Source organism: Colwellia sp., from assembly GCF_013214175.1.
Classification (GTDB): Bacteria; Pseudomonadota; Gammaproteobacteria; order Enterobacterales; family Alteromonadaceae; genus Colwellia.
The window spans coordinates 42,512-61,529 of sequence record NZ_JABSPA010000006.1 but is presented as its reverse complement, the minus strand read 5'-3'; the positions used below and the strand labels follow the sequence as shown (position 1 = coordinate 61,529).

General features: G+C 40.0%; 13 protein-coding genes. 3 read left to right on the top strand and 10 right to left on the bottom strand.

Annotated features, from left to right (window positions below; all coding sequences use genetic code 11):
• The first annotated feature begins 150 nt into the window (after positions 1-150).
• Positions 151-426, top strand: a complete 276-nt coding sequence (locus HRT55_RS14640) for a hypothetical protein (RefSeq protein ID WP_291622448.1) — start codon at positions 151-153, stop codon at positions 424-426.
• Positions 427-805: 379 nt separating this feature from the next.
• Here the strand turns inward: HRT55_RS14640 and hmpA are convergent, their stop codons facing one another.
• From hmpA to HRT55_RS14625, 3 genes are read right to left on the bottom strand one after another with little or no spacing between them, the layout of a single operon-like run.
• The gene (gene hmpA / locus HRT55_RS14635) at positions 806-2,065 is read right to left on the bottom strand and encodes an NO-inducible flavohemoprotein (RefSeq protein ID WP_291622766.1); all 1,260 of its coding nucleotides are present in this window, start codon (positions 2,063-2,065) and stop codon (positions 806-808) included.
• Between the two features lie 58 nt (positions 2,066-2,123).
• Positions 2,124-3,440 (bottom strand): NnrS family protein, encoded by a 1,317-nt coding sequence (locus tag HRT55_RS14630; RefSeq protein WP_291622446.1) that lies wholly within the window; start codon positions 3,438-3,440, stop codon positions 2,124-2,126.
• A 1-nt stretch (position 3,441) separates the two neighbouring features.
• Positions 3,442-3,714, bottom strand: a complete 273-nt coding sequence (locus tag HRT55_RS14625) for a hypothetical protein (RefSeq protein ID WP_291622444.1) — start codon at positions 3,712-3,714, stop codon at positions 3,442-3,444.
• A gap of 276 nt (positions 3,715-3,990) precedes the next feature.
• Here HRT55_RS14625 and norR point away from each other — a divergent pair, with 276 nt between their 5' ends.
• Together norR and HRT55_RS14615 are read left to right on the top strand one after the other, a co-directional pair.
• Entirely contained in the window at positions 3,991-5,574 is a 1,584-nt protein-coding gene (gene norR, locus HRT55_RS14620; protein WP_291622442.1) for a nitric oxide reductase transcriptional regulator NorR, read from the top strand.
• A 210-nt stretch (positions 5,575-5,784) separates the two neighbouring features.
• Entirely contained in the window at positions 5,785-8,106 is a 2,322-nt protein-coding gene (locus HRT55_RS14615) for a BspA family leucine-rich repeat surface protein (RefSeq protein WP_287206450.1), read from the top strand.
• A gap of 440 nt (positions 8,107-8,546) precedes the next feature.
• Here the strand turns inward: HRT55_RS14615 and HRT55_RS14610 are convergent, their stop codons facing one another.
• The 7 genes from HRT55_RS14610 to tssH all read right to left on the bottom strand — a co-directional run bounded on the left by HRT55_RS14610 (position 8,547) and on the right by tssH (position 19,013).
• Positions 8,547-9,872 carry an amidohydrolase gene (locus HRT55_RS14610; protein ID WP_291622437.1) on the bottom strand — a complete coding sequence of 442 codons (1,326 nt, stop codon included), beginning with the start codon at positions 9,870-9,872 and terminating at the stop codon, positions 8,547-8,549.
• Between the two features lie 205 nt (positions 9,873-10,077).
• Complete coding sequence (locus tag HRT55_RS14605; RefSeq protein ID WP_291622435.1) at positions 10,078-10,665, bottom strand: hypothetical protein; 588 nt, start codon at positions 10,663-10,665, stop codon at positions 10,078-10,080.
• Between the two features lie 101 nt (positions 10,666-10,766).
• Positions 10,767-11,066, bottom strand: coding sequence for a hypothetical protein (locus tag HRT55_RS14600; RefSeq protein ID WP_291622434.1), 300 nt, complete (start codon positions 11,064-11,066; stop codon positions 10,767-10,769).
• The gene (locus HRT55_RS14595) at positions 11,066-11,680 is read right to left on the bottom strand and encodes a hypothetical protein (protein WP_291622432.1); all 615 of its coding nucleotides are present in this window, start codon (positions 11,678-11,680) and stop codon (positions 11,066-11,068) included. Before HRT55_RS14595 ends, HRT55_RS14600 begins: the two co-directional genes overlap by 1 nt.
• Positions 11,667-14,525, bottom strand: coding sequence for a tetratricopeptide repeat protein (locus tag HRT55_RS14590; protein WP_291622430.1), 2,859 nt, complete (start codon positions 14,523-14,525; stop codon positions 11,667-11,669). The genes HRT55_RS14595 and HRT55_RS14590 overlap by 14 nt, the downstream gene beginning before the upstream one ends.
• A complete protein-coding gene (locus tag HRT55_RS14585; RefSeq protein WP_291622428.1) occupies positions 14,525-16,102 on the bottom strand; it encodes a hypothetical protein in 1,578 nt (525 codons plus the stop codon). The genes HRT55_RS14590 and HRT55_RS14585 overlap by 1 nt, the downstream gene beginning before the upstream one ends.
• 169 nt (positions 16,103-16,271) lie before the next feature.
• Positions 16,272-19,013: a type VI secretion system ATPase TssH gene (gene tssH, locus HRT55_RS14580; RefSeq protein ID WP_291622426.1), complete on the bottom strand. Its 2,742-nt coding sequence runs from the start codon at positions 19,011-19,013 to the stop codon at positions 16,272-16,274.
• Positions 19,014-19,018 lie beyond the last annotated feature (5 nt).

Sequence of the window (19,018 nt, the reverse complement as noted above, 5' to 3'; positions counted from 1 at the left end):
CCTCTGTATATAGCAGTCTCATTCAGCTTAGCAAGCCATTACTAGTTCGTTAAGCTTCAGCTACCCAGTGGTTGAAAGTTAGTGGGCAAAGATTCCTTTGCGCAAGTAAGTCGATAATATATTTTTAACCATTGGCCAACAACCGGGAACATGGATGATTACGGCGAAAACTTTCCACAATATTTAGCCGACTTACAGCAAGCTAAATACTTAACTTACCTAAAAGATGTTGCCCAACTTGAGTGGCTTTTTCATCAAAGCTCATTAGTACAGGACAGTGGTGGATTTGATTGGACTAAGCTGGAAAAAGTTGCCCCAGCAGACGCCTTGAAATTTAAGTTCTCACTTGCTCCTGCAGTAGCTTTAATCAAATCGACCCATCCTATTGATGAACTTTGGCAGATGAACAAAGACAATGGGCCGTAAGACCTTGAGTTAGACCTTGAATTAGGTCTTGGGTTAGACATAGATGGCGCTAGTAATACTTTTATTCTGCTTTATAGGCAGGGTCTAAAAACTGAAATGATGACTATAGCGGCGAGTGAATTTGCCTTACTGTAATCATTTAGTAAGGGTCAGCTATTTGCTAAGGCAATTGAAAGAGCCACTGCAGTAGAGACTAATATATCGATAGATAATGTCCTGAAAAAGTAAATTCAATTAGGTGTGCTTTGCAGTTTTTCTATATATGGTATTTTCTATAGAGAAAAGATTATATAAAAACAGCACTAACTAAGTTTAGCTAAGCTAAATTAAGTTTAACTAAGCACTGTTTTCCCTTGGTGTTTTAAGCAACTAGTTTTAGCTAGAGTTCAGCATGTGGACCAAACACTTCATAATGAATGTTTGTCGCCACTACCCCTAGATTTAGTAATTTCTGCTTAGCAAATTGCATGAAAGCTATTGGGCCACAAAGGTAAAAATCACCTTGCTCAACAGGTAGCTCTAGCTGCGAGAAATCCATCATGCCGTGGTGAATATGGCTTTGTTCAACGACTTCATTACGATACCAAATGCTTTGCTGCCAATTGTTTTCCTCAATAAGCTCGGAGGTTCTGGCTGCAAATGAATGCTGTTCACTATTTTCACAGGCATGTAAATAATGCACTGAATGGTTGTAACCTTGTTGTGCTAAAGTTTCTAACATGGCTTGCATTGGCGTTATACCTACTCCTGCGGATAACAATACTACCGGCGCTTGGCGATCAGTAAAGAAAAAGTCTCCTGCGGGTGCATACAAATCAATCTCATCACCAATATGTAGCTCATCATGTAAATAATTAGACACTATGCCTTTAGGAGCTAATTCTTTAGCAGTACCGCCAGCAACTTCTGCTAGTTCACGTTTTACTGAAATTCGATAAGTTTCATTATTCGCTTTATCAGATAAAGAGTATTGGCGTATTTCTTTAAACTCCCTATTTGGGTCGCACACTTCAATACCTAGATACTGGCCAGGCTGATATGCTATTACCGGTTTGTCATCAACAGGCATAAAAATAAAGCTGGTAACCAGTTCAGACTCAACTATTTTATCTACCACTGTAAATGCTCTAGCATCGCGCCAACCGCCCAAAGTATCGGCGCGCTCTTGGTAAAGTTCAGCTTCTCTATCAATAAATATTTGCGCTAAAAATTGATAGGCTGCTGTCCACGCTTCTTCAACATCTACGGTGAATGCATCACTGGCTAATTCTCGCAACGTTTCAATAAGGTGGTGACCAACTACAGCATAGTGCGGCGCTTTAATATTAAAGCTAGTATGCTTTTGCGCGATACGTTCTACCGCTGTGGTTAACACAGCTAAATTTTCAATATTTTTAGCATAGGCTGCTATAGCTTCAAACAAAGCAACTTGCTGTCTACCGGAGTGCTGATTGGCCATATTAAAAATGTCTTTCAACTCAGGGTTATGGGTGAACAGTCGTTGATAAAAATGATCTGTTAATGCGGGACCAGCGTTCTCTAAAAGGGGAATGGTACTTTTTATTATATCGATGTGCTTATCAGTTAACATGATTACTCCTAAGGTAAACTGAAATGATGAATATGCCCAAGGTAAAATCACCTTAGGATCTTTTGAATTAATTTTTAATGATCTATATATATTGCTGTTGGCTTATTTAATGACGAAAAGATTTAACTATTTTTTTAGTGGTTAAAATTGGCAAGTAAACTTTTAAAAATAATGCCCCTGCGATTAGCCAGGCTATGGCACTAACATTCCAACTAACAAGTGGTTGCTGAACTAAGCTTGGCAAAATTGCTCGTGTCAGCGCAGAAAAAATAATAAGAAAGAATATCCATGACACCAGTTTACTTGGTGTTAAGGCTCTGCCGGTGTGGCCCAGAGATACTCTGCTCATCATGGCAAAGATCATTAAGCCCATTGCAGCGATAGTGATCAAATGCAGTGCATCAGCGAAGGTAATTGCTATGTTGAGGTATTCAATGGTCTGGTTTGTTAAGTAACTCATGCCTAATAAAATTAACCCTAAGCCAAGGGAGAAATATGCAAGGTGTAAAGACCATAATAAAGCGATATTTTTGGTGGCAAAGCTACGCCAATAACACTGTCTAATAAGGTGTAGCAGGCCAGCAGTTATCATCAATGCCGCGGGGCTAAAGGGTAAATCAATAAAGGCAGAGCTAAAAAACACCAGTACACCTGAAATTGAAGTGATTGTTAATAAAGGTGTCAGCCAACTAGGTACTGTTATCGGCTCTAGCTTAGCGCCGGAGACAGTAAAAAATGGAATTACTCGGCCGCCTAAAATGCCCATCAACAAGCAAAACATTAATACACAGGTGCGAGCAATATGACGAGCCAACTCATAGTATCCGTTGAAATCGAGCAGCAACAACGCAATGTTAAGCAACATCAAAACCGATAATAATGGAATAAAAAGGTAATTTCGGCGATTGCTACTTTTTAGTACTAAACGAGTAAATACGATTATCGAGCCAAGCCACCAAAAGCTTTGCAAGACGATAGCCATAATGATTGTGCTAGGTAAGTTAATAAATAACTCCACCCTAATTAATAGCCAAAGTACAATGAAGCCGAGTACTGGCAAGCCTTTTATACTTGGCTGACCTGTCCAAGTTTGCGCGGCAGTGAGAATAAAACCAACGGCTACTGTGGCGCCAAAGCCAAAAATCATTTCATGTATATGCCAAGTTAACGGTGAAATACCATTACCGCTAAAAGTGAAATAACCATTAAAGTACGCTGCCCAAATACCTAACGCGAATAGTGAGCTAACAACAGCCAGCAAAAAGTAGCTTCTAAACGGTAAGTCAAATACTGGATGTTGGTCTATATAATTGAGCACAATAATGTTTTGGTTGTCATGGCCTTGTTGAGCATATCCTTGCAGGCCACTTCCGTGAGCGGTATGGCTTAATTGAGTGATTTCAGGGTCTTGAATTTGTAGCATGTTAAAAGTTCCTTTTGCCAAAGCCATGTAAAGCAACACAGCGCAGTACATAACCAATTTTAAGTAAACCAGCAAAAACTATGGTGGCTATATGGGCCGATATTTGCGCAGACATGGCAAAGTGTTGGTCATAGCCGAAGGTGATAAATATGCAGCTGGTCACCACTAAAAAAGACGTCAACATTAGGTAATTGCCAATCACTAAGCATTTTTGCAAGCCTAATGCGTTTTCTATATTGGGTAGTTGACGAGCGATGATAAATTGCGAATACATGCTGGGCTCAATTCGAGTTTTGTTTATTTACTTTCTATATTGCAAAGTAGATGCCAACTGTTTTTATTGATTAAATTCAGCTGGTTATGTTTTTTGTGTTTGTAGGTGTAGTCTAAATGACTCATCTATTCCGTAGTCAATAAGACTCTTTCGTGTTATTTTGTCTTGTCCAGAGTATGATTTGGCTCTGTGTTACTTAGCTCTGCGCTCCTTGGCTCTAGGTATTAGCACTGCTATTTAAGAAAAGTTATTTCAGGAAACTATTTTAGGAACGAAATGAAAAAAATATCATCATCGGCAGTTATTGAGCTAGCGCTTGATCTAGCTACTAGCTTAAATAGTAAAGATAGATTTGACCGCTTATTAGATACAGTTAAGAAAACCATTGCTTGCGATGCGGTGGCATTACTCTCCTACCATGGCGATATACTTAAGCCCATCGCCTTGCAGGGTTTAAGTAGAGATACTTTAGGACGACGTTTTTATATTGAAGAGCACCCTAGGTTTGCTGAGCTTTGTCAGTCTAAAGCGCCGATTCGATTTGCCGCGGACTCGCCATTACCTGATCCCTATGATGGTTTGTTAATCGATAGAGCGGGTGATTTACCTGTGCATTCATGCATGGGTTTACCACTGTATTATGATGATAAGCTTTTAGGCTTATTAACCATCGATAGCTTAACGCCTCATGACTTTGAAGATATTGAAGTACGCACCCTTGAGGTCATATCAGCCATGGCGGCAGCAACCCTGAATACCGCGTTCTTGTTAGAGCAACTTGAAAGTAGGGCTGATCACTCTCAGCTGGTGGTCGCGGAGTTAACAGAAGAAGCATGGAAGCGTGATGGTGGAGAACTTATCGGTGATAGCCCTATCATGTCACAACTTAAACAAGAGTTAGATATAGTTGCATCATCTGATTTTAATATCTTAATCTATGGTGAAACCGGTGTTGGAAAAGAGTTGGTTGCCCGTACCTTACATCAAAAATCACTACGCCAACATGGCCCTATGGTTTATGTCAATTGCGCTGCCTTACCCGAAAATCTAATTGAGAGTGAATTATTTGGTCATGTAAAAGGTGCTTTTACTGGCGCGGATAAAAACCGTGCTGGTAAGTTTGCACTCGCCGATGGCGGCACCTTGTTTTTAGATGAAATAGGGGAGTTACCTTTAGCTGCGCAAAGTAAGATATTAAGAGCGATACAAAGCAATGAAATTCAACCTGTCGGTCAAGATAATGTTGAAGAAGTGAATGTTCGTATTGTCGCTGCTACCAACCGAGACTTAAAAGAAGAAGTGGGCGAAGGGCGTTTTCGTGCCGACTTGTACCATAGATTAAGCGTCTATCCCATTAGAGTGCCAAGGCTTTATGAAAGGGTTGGTGATGTGCAATTGTTAGCGGGATATTTTGTTGAACAAACAAGGCGTAAGCTTGGTATTTCTCAGTTAAAAATTACTGAACAAGCGATTGTCCACTTAACACAATATGATTGGCCAGGTAACGTGCGTGAATTAGAGCACGTGGTCAGCCGAGCGACGCTAAAGGCGCGTGCCCGTCAGCGTGGTAAGGCGATAATCGCTATCGAGCCAGAAGATTGTGGCTCACTGCAAGCGGTAGGAGTAGAGCAACCAATAGAACTTATTGCTGAAAATGCTTTTTCAACGACAACAGATGAGCGTGCTATTTTACCCCTAAAGGCTGAGACTGAAAATTTTCAAAAGCAATTGATTAGTCGCGTTCTCAAAGAAGAGCAGGGTAATTGGGCGGCAGCGGCACGACGACTATCAACGGATAGGGCTAACTTGAATCGTATTGCTAAGCGTTTAAATATTAAAGTGGTGAAGTCGGTCGTTTAAGGGAAGTGCTTTAAGAGCTGCAACTTTAATAGTGAGGCCTTTCAAAGTTGCTACTTGGGGGATTTATTACCAGTTAATGAATAGCTTACTACTTCAAAGAGCTTTCTTTTTACTCTGTTAATAATTCTCTGGCTATGTTACTTTCCCCGTTGAAGTAATCAAAGATTGACCTTTGATATTTATACCACAAGAATACCACAAGGATGTTTTATGTTAGTACCTTTCGTGCCCCCCGTAATTTCATGTTTTTCATCGCTCTTTTCTCTGCGAAAATCACCGACACTTTCAGCCAAAATTAATGCGATATTATTTTTATCTTTAACTACCTTAACCGCATGTGGAGGCAGCGACTCTACTGAGCCTACTCCTACTCCTCCACCCAAAGATACTACAGCGCCAGTTATTACCTTAATAGGTAATACACCTCTTACTCACAGTATCGACACCTCTTATGATGATGAGGGGGCTACGGCAAATGATGCAACTGATGGCAATGTAGACGTTACCATGACAGGCAGTGTTGATAGCTCGATTGTGAATAGCTATACCCTTATTTACACCGCTACAGATGCCGCAGGCAATACAAGTACTTCAACCAGAATAGTAAATGTCATTGATGATATAGCTCCTGTTATTACCCTTGGTGGTAGTAGTGAAGTTATTCACCCAGTCGGCACGCCTTATGTCGATGCCAGCGCTAATGCAAGCGATAATGTTGATGAAGCTATCAACGTCATTACCTCAGATGATGTCAAAGCTGATGCTATCGGCAGTTACACTGTTACCTACACTGCCAAAGATGAAGCAGGTAATGAAGCGACTGCTGTTATGCGTACGGTAAATGTTGTCGATTTGACCGCGCCAGTAATCACTTTAAATGGTGAAGCAAAAATTAACCATGAATATGGTATTGCTTATAAAGACGCTGGCGCAACGGCCACTGATAATATCGATAGCAATGTTGAAACTACTACCACTGACACTATTCTTATCAATAAAATTGGTAGCTATGGTATTACCTACACGGCAAGGGATGCTGCAGGTAATGAAGCGATACCAGTAGAGCGAATCGTCACTGTTGTTGATACTATTGGCCCTGTTATTACCTTAAATGGTAGTGATACAATTATTTTAGGCCAGGGACGTGACTATAAAGAATTGGGTGCCACTGCACGAGATAACGCTGATGGTGACATCACTGTTGAGGCTCCAGCAGGTGAAGTAATCAACACTGTAATAGACTCTTACGTTTTAACGTACACAGCTACCGATTTATCGGGTAACACTACCACTTTGAATCGAACTATCAATGTAGTTGCACCTAGACCTTTTATCACCACATGGAAAACGAATGGTCCGAATGATGACATAACAATACGAATTAATAATAACTACACCTATGATTACACTATCGATTGGGGTGACGGCACAATATTATATAACCAAGCAACCGATCTAACGCATAATTATTTGCTAGACGATACTTATACAGTCACCATCAGTGGTACTTTTCCTGCTATTGATACAAACGCTGATGCTGAGAAATTGCTCAATATTAATCAATGGGGAGATATTGCATGGCAATCAATGAAACAAGCATTCTATCAATGTGAGAATATGACTAGTGATGCTACCGATACTCCAGATTTAAGGAATGTTACTGACCTGATGGAGATGTTTAGCGACGCTTATCTTTTTAACGCTGATATAAGTGATTGGGATGTTAGTAATGTGATCGTAATGGAAGGGATGTTTTGGGGAGCTTTTGCCTTTAATCAAGATATAAGTCGTTGGGATGTTAGCTCTGTCGAAAGCTTTGGTGATATGTTCAATCAAGCATATGCCTTTAATCAAGGTATTGGTGAGTGGGATGTTAGTTCAGCGTTATATATGGGGAATATGTTTAGAGAGGCAACGGTATTTAATGGAGATGTCGTCGGTTGGGATGTTAGCTCTGTAACCGATATGGTAGAGATGTTCTCTTATGCCTTTGCATTTAACCAGGATATAGGCGGGTGGGTTATTAGCTCAGTAACTAGTATCGAAGGTATGTTTTACGGTGCCTCAGTCTTTAATAATGATATTGGTGGTTGGGATGTTAGTTCAGTAACCGAAATGTCAAGTACCTTTGGGGAGGCATCAGCCTTTAATCAAGATATCAGTGGTTGGGTTGTTAACTCAGTAACCAATATGGTAAGTATGTTTGATCGAGCAAGTAGCTTTAACCAAGATATCAGTGGTTGGGATGTTAGTTCAGTTAAGGGCATGAGTGAGATGTTTATGGGTGCTACCGCGTTTAACCAAGACTTAAGTCAGTGGGATGTTAGTTCTGTTACAAACATGAGTGAGATGTTTAAGAATATAGCCCTCTCTACCGATAATTATGATGCTTTACTCAATGGCTGGAGTCAGCGAGTTGTGCAACCTAATGTCACTTTTGGTGCTGGCGATAGTCTACCTTCATTAGACTCTGATGCAGCTAAAGCTACATTAGAAGGCAAAGGTTGGGTTATTACTGATGGTAGCCCATAACTGATATTACTTAATAAATAGCTAGTTTATTGATTGGTGATTATTTTAAAGTTAGCTTTTATGGCGAGTGCCTATAAAGCTAATTTTTTAGTAACTTTACTACTAAAATAATAATAAATTAGCCCGTTTTAATAATCGTTAAGCTGATAAAAAAAGTGATAGCAACGTCTACTATTGAGCAGACGGAACACGTTTAAAATGATAAAAAGAACATAAATAGCGCTACAACCGTTAATCCTAAGGTTATTTTTAACTTACAGTAAGGATATTCGCATGAGCAGTCGCTTTGTTTAGCTTAAGCTAAAAGTAAGGGAGTAAAAGCTGTGAAGCCGCCTTATGGAACAAAACATCTTATTCATGGATGAATAAGTGAGCTTATAGGGATATATCCACAGCGCTTTTGTGTAATAACGGCCGCAATAGCTTAATCACGATTTAAATTACTTCGCCAATATAGTTAACACCGCACTGTTCATTGCTTGGGTAGCCGTAGCAATAACTTTCTCGGCATCAGGTGCCCAAAACGGGCTGTGTAGAGATGGTAAAGCTGCGCCAGTTTCTTGTGCCGCTTGCCATTTATCATGCGGCACACCACCTACCCAAAATATCATACTTTTAATGCTGGTATCCGCGCGATAATAACGACCAAAATCTTCACCTGCCATTACTGCAGGTACCTCAATAACGCGATCTTTACCAAGCTCTGCGGTAAATAGCGCGGCCATTTCTTTGGTAAATTCAGGCTCGTTAAAAACGGCTGGCGTGTATTCATCTTTTACTGTCACTACTGGCAGTAAATTTTCCGGTAAACCCATAGCAATGCCTTCGCCTTTGGCTATTCTGGCTATGCCATCAAGTAAAGTTTGACGGGTTTTATCTGAGTAGCTGCGCACGGTTAGTAAAAGTAGCGCGTTATCAGAAATAATATTGTGCTTAGTGCCTGATTGAAAACTACCAACGGTAACTACAGCAGGATCTTGCGGGTCTAATTCACGGCTAACTAAGGTTTGCAATGCGCCAACAATGCGCGCGCCCAACACAATAGGATCTTTTGTTGCGTGCGGATAAGCGCCATGACCACCGACACCTTTAACTTCAATATTTACACTATCAACATTGGCAAAAGTAAAACCTGGCGTATAACCAATAACACCGGCTTTTAAGCTGGCTGAATTATGAAAGGCTAGGGCATAGTCAGGCTTGGGGAAACGTTTATATAATCCATCAGCTATCATGTCTTTTGCGCCACGACCACGCTCTTCTGCAGGCTGTAAAATCATCACTAAAGTGCCAGACCAATTTGCTTTGTTTTCACTAAGTAGTTTTGCCGTGCCAACCCAGCTACTCATATGAGTATCGTGTGCACAAGCATGCATGACATGGGCTTGCTGACCTTCCTCCGTTGTGGTTGTTACCTTGGAAGCAAAGGTCAAACCGGTTTGCTCTTTTACTGGTAGCGCATCCATATCGGCACGAATTAAGACCGTTGGCCCTTGACCATTTTTTAATACTGCAACCACACCGGTACCACCAACCTTTTCCGTAACTTCAAAACCTAAATCGCGGGCCGTTTTGGCTAATTTCTTCGCGGTATTAAATTCGACACTAGAAAGCTCAGGGCTTTGGTGTAAATCTTTATATAAGGTCATAAGTTCAGGCATGGCAGCTTGAACTGACTTGGCATTGTTATTAGCAGCATTAGCGGCATAAGTTAATGAGCAGCAGGCAAGGCATAATACAGAGGTTATAAAGACTATGTTTTTCATGGGATTACTCAATTGGCTGTTGAATTTTATAGTAGCGCAATGGGCTTATGTGTTCAATTGCTAGCAGGAAATGGTATTAACTATTAGATGACCTTAATTCGTAGGTATAAATTAGTAGGTATAAGTTAGCAGCTATAAAAAAGACCAATAAGTCTTTAGTTTTACTTATCGGCCTTTTATCTGCTAACTTTCCATGGCTACTAGCTTACGGGTGAAGTTGCCACTTAACGCCAGCATCTTTAGTTGGGTTACCTGTGGTACTTGCGCCGTCACCAAAGGCAAAATAAGGCAATGCGGTAATGCGGCTAGTACCTGTTTGATGACCTCGAGCAGCCATCATGCCTATAGCGCCTTTATAAGCTGTTAAGGTGCCTCTAAGACCACGAACTTTTAATTCTTTGGCAAGTTTTGAACCAAAGCTTTTCGCTAGTGGCGTCATATTGTTAGCACCGAAACAAGCAAGAATATGAAAATCTATTTTACGCTGCCCACAATTAGCAAGGTTAAGCTTAATCGCTGAAGCTAATTGTGAAGCCGTCCAGCTAATATTTCTGTTAGCTGTTACCCAGGTCACTTTTTCAGTTGAATATTTGTGACCATGACCGCCAATTAATACTTGATCACCAGAGCCGATATCACTCCATCTTCCGGCAGGTTTTGTATTGCCGCCTCTAGTGCGAGTAGCCGCAGAGCCATCACTAAAAGGGAGGATAGCGTCTCTATGGGTCATTCTGGCAACAGTATCGCTATGCCAACCTTCATCTAGAAAAGGTAACCAGTAGTAATTTTTCATTTAACACCTCAAAAATTGTTATTAGTATTATTGTTGTAGTGCATCCGTGTATGTATTCGATTTACTCAGGCACTGTTTTTTATTAATTTTAGTATTAGTTATTATTCAATAAGATCTGCTGGTGTAATTGGCTGAAAAATATCACCGTATAAGCTATGCAACACCATGTTTTCTGGCTTTAGGACGACCTTTTTTATCTCTTGCCAAGGCACAATATAAAGTACCTGGGGCAGTTCTTTATTACCTTTGATAAAGCTTGTTCTTAGTTCGACCCTATCAACAGGCTCAGTCATACTTTGGTTATTGCTTACATTATCTTCGGCAATGGCTTCGGCTGCACCGAAAACTGCAGCAAGGCTAAGTGCCAATGACACTAAGCTGTTAATCAGTATTTTTTTCATCAATTATTTGCCGCCATGGTTGCTTGTAAACCCTCTAACCAGTTTTCCGTATTTTCGTCTTGCTGTTTGTTATAGGCTAAATAATATTGGTAATGCTCAATAGCCTTAGCGATGTCTTGCAGGTAAACATCATAAACGAGTGCCAAATTATAATGCGCTAAGGCGTAATCCGACTTATGGCTAATTGCCTGTAAGTAATAAGACTTGGCGATATTAATAGCGCCTTTTTTTTGTGCTAGATAACCGGACAAGTTCAATGCCTGTGGCATATTGGGATTTTTCACTAACGCTGTTTTTGCATAAACTTCTGCTTGAGCTAAGTTATCTTCTTTAATACTAATTAACGCTAAATTAGCCCATGAACCAGCAATATTTGGCTGGCGTTCACTCATGGTGGTAAATAATTTTTTAGCCTTAGCTAGCTCATTATTATTTAACGCTACAATGGCATTTTTATAGAGTTGTAGCTCTTCAATTGAAGACTCGGCAGTTTGCTTAGTCACTACCGGCTGGTTACTTGTTACTTGATTACTACAAGCCGAGATAGTTATGATAAAAATGATGACTAAGCTAATGTTCAAAGTAATGCTCAGATTAGGTTTAATGTAAGACATTAATAAAGTCCTCTACTTTTGGCTCTCGCTGATACCTGATTGGAAATAAGTGCTGCAATGCTTGATGGCTCTTTTTTATCCATTGATCGTAAATATCATCTTGGGTATAGGCTAGGTTAACTTCGTAAAATTCGATGGCTTTTTCTTCAAAGGGAAAGGCCTGATCTTCGAGCAAAAATAGATATTGCTCTTGTTCGTCATCATTAAGATGCTTGGGCACTTCAGACGTTAATAAAGCCTGACTAAAGTCGTTGTAAATAGTGGCAATGGCATAGGTTGCTTCTGTTGCTGTTTCTGCAACGCCATAAGAAGAAGCGCGGGCATAATAGTTAACACTGGCTAGCATACTTTGCTTTTTCCGTTTTAAATTCTTCTTTAATGGCCTTACTAGTTTCACTTTGGAAAAACGCTGATTTTCGTGACGTGCTAGGGCAATTGCAGCATTTGAAGCGATAAACTTAGCTTGTTCATTTTTAGCCGAGTTTGGCGTTCTTTTATCCGCGGCCAGAATTTTTTTATGCCAGAATATGCCTTTATTGAGTTCGTTAGTCTCAGTATATAATTGCGTTAAGGTATACATAGCTTCGAAATAGGGCGTAAAAGGTTGCGGGTAAGTTTTAATATATTTTTTTAATGATCGAATAGCCGAAAGGGTATCGTTATTTGTTTGATAAAGTTCAGCGGCTTTGAGTAGTGAAGCCATTTTATATTCTTTACTATTTTCACGGCTCGACAATTTTTCTAACTCTTTTGCCGCGGCAATATTTTGCTTAGAATTTAAGTAGGCAACAGACAGTTTTTTAGCGATATCATTTGATTTTTTATGATGCGGATAGAGTTTTCTAAAGCGCTTAATATAGTCAATGGCTGGTAACCACTGTTCACTCTGAATTGATAAAGCAATAGCATCAAATAGACCAGAGGCTGCGGTTGTACTCTTTGGTGTGAGCAGAGAAATCCTTGCATAGTGTTCAATAGCTAACTGCATTTCTTTTTGTTCAGCCGCGCGACTGCCTTGATAAAATATCGCTAAGGCAAGACCTTCTGTTGCCGAGGTTTTATCTTTAGGAATTAGCTCTTGGTTATTTACTAAAGAAAAATAGCTATGCTCTGCTGCTAGGTACTGCTTGGTTTGAAAGTAGGCATGTGCTCTTACCATATTAATATTGCTGATCAGTTTGCTGTTTTTATCACTGATAACCAATTCAGCTAAAACAATGGTATCGCTAAATCTCTTATTGCTATAAGCGATATCGCTGGCACGGGCGATGACTTTAATAGTGTGTTTATCAGTTGGGTATTGCTGTGCATATAAAATTGACGAGTCAATGAATCGACTGAGCCAAACAGCCTGACTATTTGGATTTTTCGCAGCAGCTAATAAGTTATCTGCCAAGGTAATCGCTTGATAGGCGGCATCTTTATTGGTGATGATCTGTTCGTCAAAGCCCGCCAGTTGATAATGCTTAAAGGCAAGCTTTTCATCTTTATGTTGTAAATACAGTGAAGCAAATAAGAAGTGGATATTATCTTGGCGAGAGTAGGCGTAAAAATGGTTTAAATAATTTTTATACCAACGCTCTGCACGAGTGAAGTCCGCTGGCAATTTACCTTGTTGATACTTTTTATGGTAAGTCGCAGTCTCAACTAAAATATGGTTTTTCAGTGCGAGCTTTATCATCTCATAGCGTTTTTTATAGCGACTTTTTTTGTTAAGCCAATAACTACTGCTTGGTTGATAGTCGGCATAAAATTGCTCGAAAGCGGCTTTTCTTTGTTCGACAAAACCAGCTTGCTTCCATATGTCGACCATTTTTAAAGAGGCTTGTGCTGAGAACTCAGAGTCAGGGTATTGGTCGATATAACTGTCTAAGGTACTTACCGCATCGTTATAACGCTGTTGTTTGAGGAAAGTGTCACTTAAGCTGCTGTAAATATAATATAAATTATTAACATGCTCAGTTTGTTTAAAGTACAAGTTAAGTGGCTCAGCGCCGCCCAGATAGGAGAATGATAATCCCATGGCGCGAAAATACTCATCAAATAAACTGCGCTGACTAGCGGTTAATTGCTCATATTGTTGAAAGTCATTAAAGTTAATTACTTGCACAAAATCATCGGCTGCTTCAATATAAAACTCTTGTTTGAAGCGAGCCCAACCACGCTTATACAATGATTTTTCGTAGAAAACGGCATTGTTTTTAGCAATAATTATTTCGGTATATTTATCTTCAGCTTGCGGATATTGCTTAGCACTAAAGGCATATTCAGCCAGTCTAAATTGTGCTTCTAAATAGTAAATTGATTTAGGGTAATCTTCAGCCAACTGCTTTAATGCTTCATGTGTCTGCTCGTAATCATCCTGTTGATCATAAGCCTTGGCTAGCTGATAAAGCGTGACATCATTGTGTTTTGCCTTGGGGTAATCTTTTATCGAGGTTTCTAATAGCTCAATAGTTCTGTTTAATTTTTCATTGGCCAGTTTTGTTTCTGCTTCTTCTATGGCCGAGTTTAGTAATAACTCTTCTGATAATTTAAATTCAATAGCCGCCAGTCTATTTAACGCATCGGCACGTGATAAATCTGATTTTGAGGCATGTTTTAAATAATTTATGTAGGCGTCGCGAATATCATTTTCTGACTTGGCGATGGCCTTTTTTTGTTGCGCATTTTTATGTTGTTCAGTGTTATCTATGCTTTGCAGTGTTTGTCGTGAGCTTTCTTGTTCGTTACAGCCACTAAGCAATCCGCTCAAGCAGCAAACTAGCAGTAACGATAGCTTAGTGGCATTAAGCTGTGAAAAAACAAGTGGTGAAAAAATAAATTTTGATAAATTACCCGGCATTATTGTGCCACCGTATTGTTGTCATAAAGTCTGGCCAAGCCATATCTAGATTGATTTAAATAGCTGCTCAACTGTGCAACTCTGTTGTGCATTATGCTTTTTGCCATGTTCACTGTTAACACATCATACTCTTGCATTACCGAAGACAAGTCCTGACTTAATTTAGGATTATTTAATTGCGCCTGCCATGACTTTAATTGTTCTGCATTGTGCCGCTGGGTAAAGAAGTAGCTGGGATAATTTGCCGAGAAGCCGATATGCATATTGTTAATGTTCATACTGACGCCGTTACTGACGCCGTTACTGACGCCGTTACTGACGCCGTTACTGATGCCATTACTGAGCACAATCGGGTGACTTGCTAAATTAATGGGTGCGTCAATCAATTGAGTGAGCGCTGAAATCTTATCTTGGTAATAACTTGCTGCTTGTGAGTAACCCAGTGATGCGGTGGCAAGTTGTTGTGACTTTTCATAAAAAAATGGCATCAATAAAAATGCCTCATCAATGGGCAGATCATCTTGCTGCTTTTCCTTTAAAAACCGACTTGCGTTTAATGCACCAAGGTAATCATCTTGATAGGCAGCTGTTAAGGCAATACCTAGGAGCGCTTGATTACTATAACGACTGCTAAGGCCAACTAATTGGAAGGTTTTTCTAGCATTGCGATAATAGGCTTGATTTAACAGCGAATAGCCTAGGGTAATATATAAACGGTTTAATGTTTTCTCTTGGGCAACTGTTTCTTGTGAGGCAAGAAGTTGTTTAATTATCTGGTGACCATCAGTCCACCAACCTTGTCTAATATTGGCGATGGCTAAATTTAATTGGGCAGCAGTATAGTGTTTAGCCGTTGCAGGAATCTTTTCATAGGCCTTAATTGCTAAGCCATGTTTGCTTTGTTGCTGTAGGGAAACACCCTTCATCAGCAAAGCATGGTGATGTTGCTCCAGCGGTAAGTCGGTATCATTGTCGTTAAGGTAACTAAGTACCTTGGACCATTTTTTACGCTGAAAATAAAAATCAGCTAACAGGTAATTTAATTGGCCAATAACATTGTCATCGCCTTGGCGCTCAATGGCTTTAATCAGTGATGTGGCATTAATTAAGGCATTATTATCTAATAGCAGCTTAATTAAGGAGATAGTTTCTAGACTATCGTAGTAGCGCTTGAGCAGAGATTGATTACGGATTATTAAGGCAACAGCTTTTACTGAATTATTGCTTTCACTTTTACTTTCATTGACTAGTGCTTGGTTCACAGCTTGAGCAAGCGCTTCAATGGTATTAAATCTAGCGGCTTTTAATGACGGCGTTTTCACTAACTCATCATAAAAGCTTTTGGTTAAGGCTTGATGTGCCTTATCAACAGACTCAAGCTGTGCTTGATAACTATTAATGTCATTCGCTGCATTATTTGCCTTGGCATCAACACAGGTATAAATGACAAAACTAATTAGGCTTAAGCCAATTAAGCTTAATCTAGCTAAACCTAAACTAGTTAAGCCAAACCTCGTTAAGCAAAGCCTAATCAAGAAAGGGCTAGCTACAAAAATGTTGCTGTAAGTGAGTTTCATTAAAAGTACTTCATTAGATGTTACTGAATTAGCAGCATCACAGGTTATTAATTGTTAGTTTGAACTGGACTGTTAAAAATAGTGAAAAACTAATAAAGTGAACTTAGCAGTAGTCGCAACTAAAACGCTCAGTTGCTACTACTGCTATTCACATTAATAAGTCGTCAGCTTATTTACTGGTTATCTGGTAAGTAAACAAACCTTCTTCGGTAACATTGACTTCTATATGCGATATTTGCTCGTTATTAGAAAGTTTAGTTAAACACTCAACCGCCATTTCAGGTAATAAGGTACGGGTTAAAATATTTTCAATATTACGTGCACCGGTATCAACTTCCTGACTTCTCGCTAAAATGTGTAACATCACTTCATCGTCATAACTAAAGCTGGCGTTGTAATGATCTTTAACGCGTTTAGCTATACGGTTCATATTGATTTTACATATTTGCAGTAAGTCCTCATCACCTAGTGGGTAATAAGGAATAACTGTGGTACGGCCAAGGAATGCTGGTTTGAAATAGTTAAGTAACTGTGGTCGAAAGTTATCTAATAACACTTCCGGATCCGGTCGCTCTTCACTCTGCGCACAAATGGCACGGATATGCTCTTCACCAGCATTTGAGGTCATTATGATAATGGTGTTTCTAAAGTCGATATCACGACCTTCACCATCTTTGATGGTACCTTTATCAAATAAGTTATAGAAAATATCTTGCACACCAGGATGCGCTTTTTCCATTTCATCCAATAAGATAATACTGTGCGGTTTTCTACGCGCAGCTTCAGTTAAAACACCACCTTCACCGTAACCAACATAACCAGGAGGAGAGCCAAGCAGCATAGAAACTTTATGCTCTTCTTTAAACTCCGACATATTGATGCAGGTAATGTTTTGCTCGCCGCCATACAGTTCATCAGCAAGGGCAAGGGCGGTTTCGGTTTTACCAATACCACTTGAGCCAACCATAAAGAATACACCGACCGGTTTACGTGGATCCGTTAAGCCAGCACGTGATGTTTTGATACATTCAGCTATTGCTTCTAATGCATGGTCTTGACCAATAATACGTTTTTGTAAGGTATCTTTTAGACCCATAATTGCTTTGATTTCGTTTGAAACCATTTTACCAACCGGGATTCCGGTCCAATTGGCAACAACTTCGGCAATAGCCTGACTACCGACGTTAACTTGAATCATAGGCTCATCGCCTTGCAATTCAGTTAAGCTTGCCATCAACTCATGTAATTCTTGCTTAGTGGCGGCAATCTCATCGGCAGTTAATAATTTAGTCTCAGCTTTATCATCTGCTTTAGTATTTTCAGCTATTTCACTGCTAGCAGACTTAACTGTTTTAGCAGATTTCTCTGACTTATCTGCCGCAGCTAGGCTCTGCTCGATTTGCTGCTGAAAGCTGTGAATTTTAGCAACTAGGGCCATTTCCTCTTGCCACTGCGCTTCTTGTGACACTAATAATTCGCTCAGCGAGGCTTGTTCTGCATTTAACTCATCAATAGTTTCTTGATGATCACCTAAGGTCGCTTGCTCACGCTCCAATGATTTAACTGTGGTTTTTGCTTGAGTAATATTACGGCGAGTGTTTTCAATGGCTTCTGGGGTTGAACTTTGGCTCAAAGAAACCCTAGCACAGGCGGTATCGAGTAGACTTACCGACTTATCAGGCAATTGGCGTGAAGTAATATAACGGCTTGATAACTTAACTGAATCAACAATCGCTTCATCCATAATGCGGACACCGTGATGGTTTTGTAATACTTCCGCTATGGCGCGCATCATATTGATGGCTTTTTCTTCGCTTGGCTCTTCAATTTTTACCACTTGGAAGCGTCGTGTTAAGGCCGGATCTTTTTCAAAATATTTTTTATATTCTGCCCAAGTCGTTGCCGCTATGGTGCGTAACTCACCACGGGCTAAAGCGGGCTTTAATAAGTTAGCCGCATCGCCTTGACCTTCTTTACCACCGGCACCAATTAAAGTATGTGCTTCATCGATGAACATAATAATAGGCTGTGGCGAGGCTTTAACTTCAGCAATCACAGACTTTAAACGATTTTCAAACTCACCTTTAACACTGGCACCCGCTTGTAATAAACCTAGGTCTAAGGTGCGTACACAAACATCTTTTAAGGCATCAGGCACATCACCAGCCGCAATACGCAGGGCAAAACCTTCCACTACTGCAGTTTTACCGACACCGGCTTCACCGGTTAAAATTGGGTTGTTTTGACGGCGACGAATTAGAATATCAATGATTTGTCTAATTTCTTCATCACGCCCTAAAATGGGATCGATTTTGCCTTGTTTGGCCTCATCGGTTAAATTGATGGTGAATTTATCTAACGATGGTGTTTTACTTGGCGCACCAATAGCTGGCGCACTGCCGTTAGAGGTGTCGCCCATAGCGCTTGATAGTGATTCAGCGGTAGTACCGACAATAGCGCGGGTTACTTCGCGTAATGATTCAGGTTGAATTTTGTTTAACTCACCCGACAATGCTGACGTTGATTGACGTAAAGTATCATCGAGCATTAAGGCCGTTAAAATATGGGCTGAAGTTGCTACGTTATGACCATATTCCACGGAAGCTAGCATCCAAGCATTTTTGCTGATATCAACAATACTTGGTGATAATGCCGGTGCTCTGGTATTGCCACCTTTAATACGGTCTAATTCTCGGTTTAAGTCTTGATGAAGTTTGCCTAAGTCGATATCAAATTTATCAAAAATCGCCAAGATATCACTATCGGGTACTTCTAATAATTTTAATAACCAATGTTCAATTTCGACATTATAATGAGTACGTGAAAGACAAAGTCCCGCAGCTCCTTCTAGCGCATTGCGAGAGGTTTCATTCAACCTACCGACTAATGATTTTAAATCAATTGTAACCATATCTA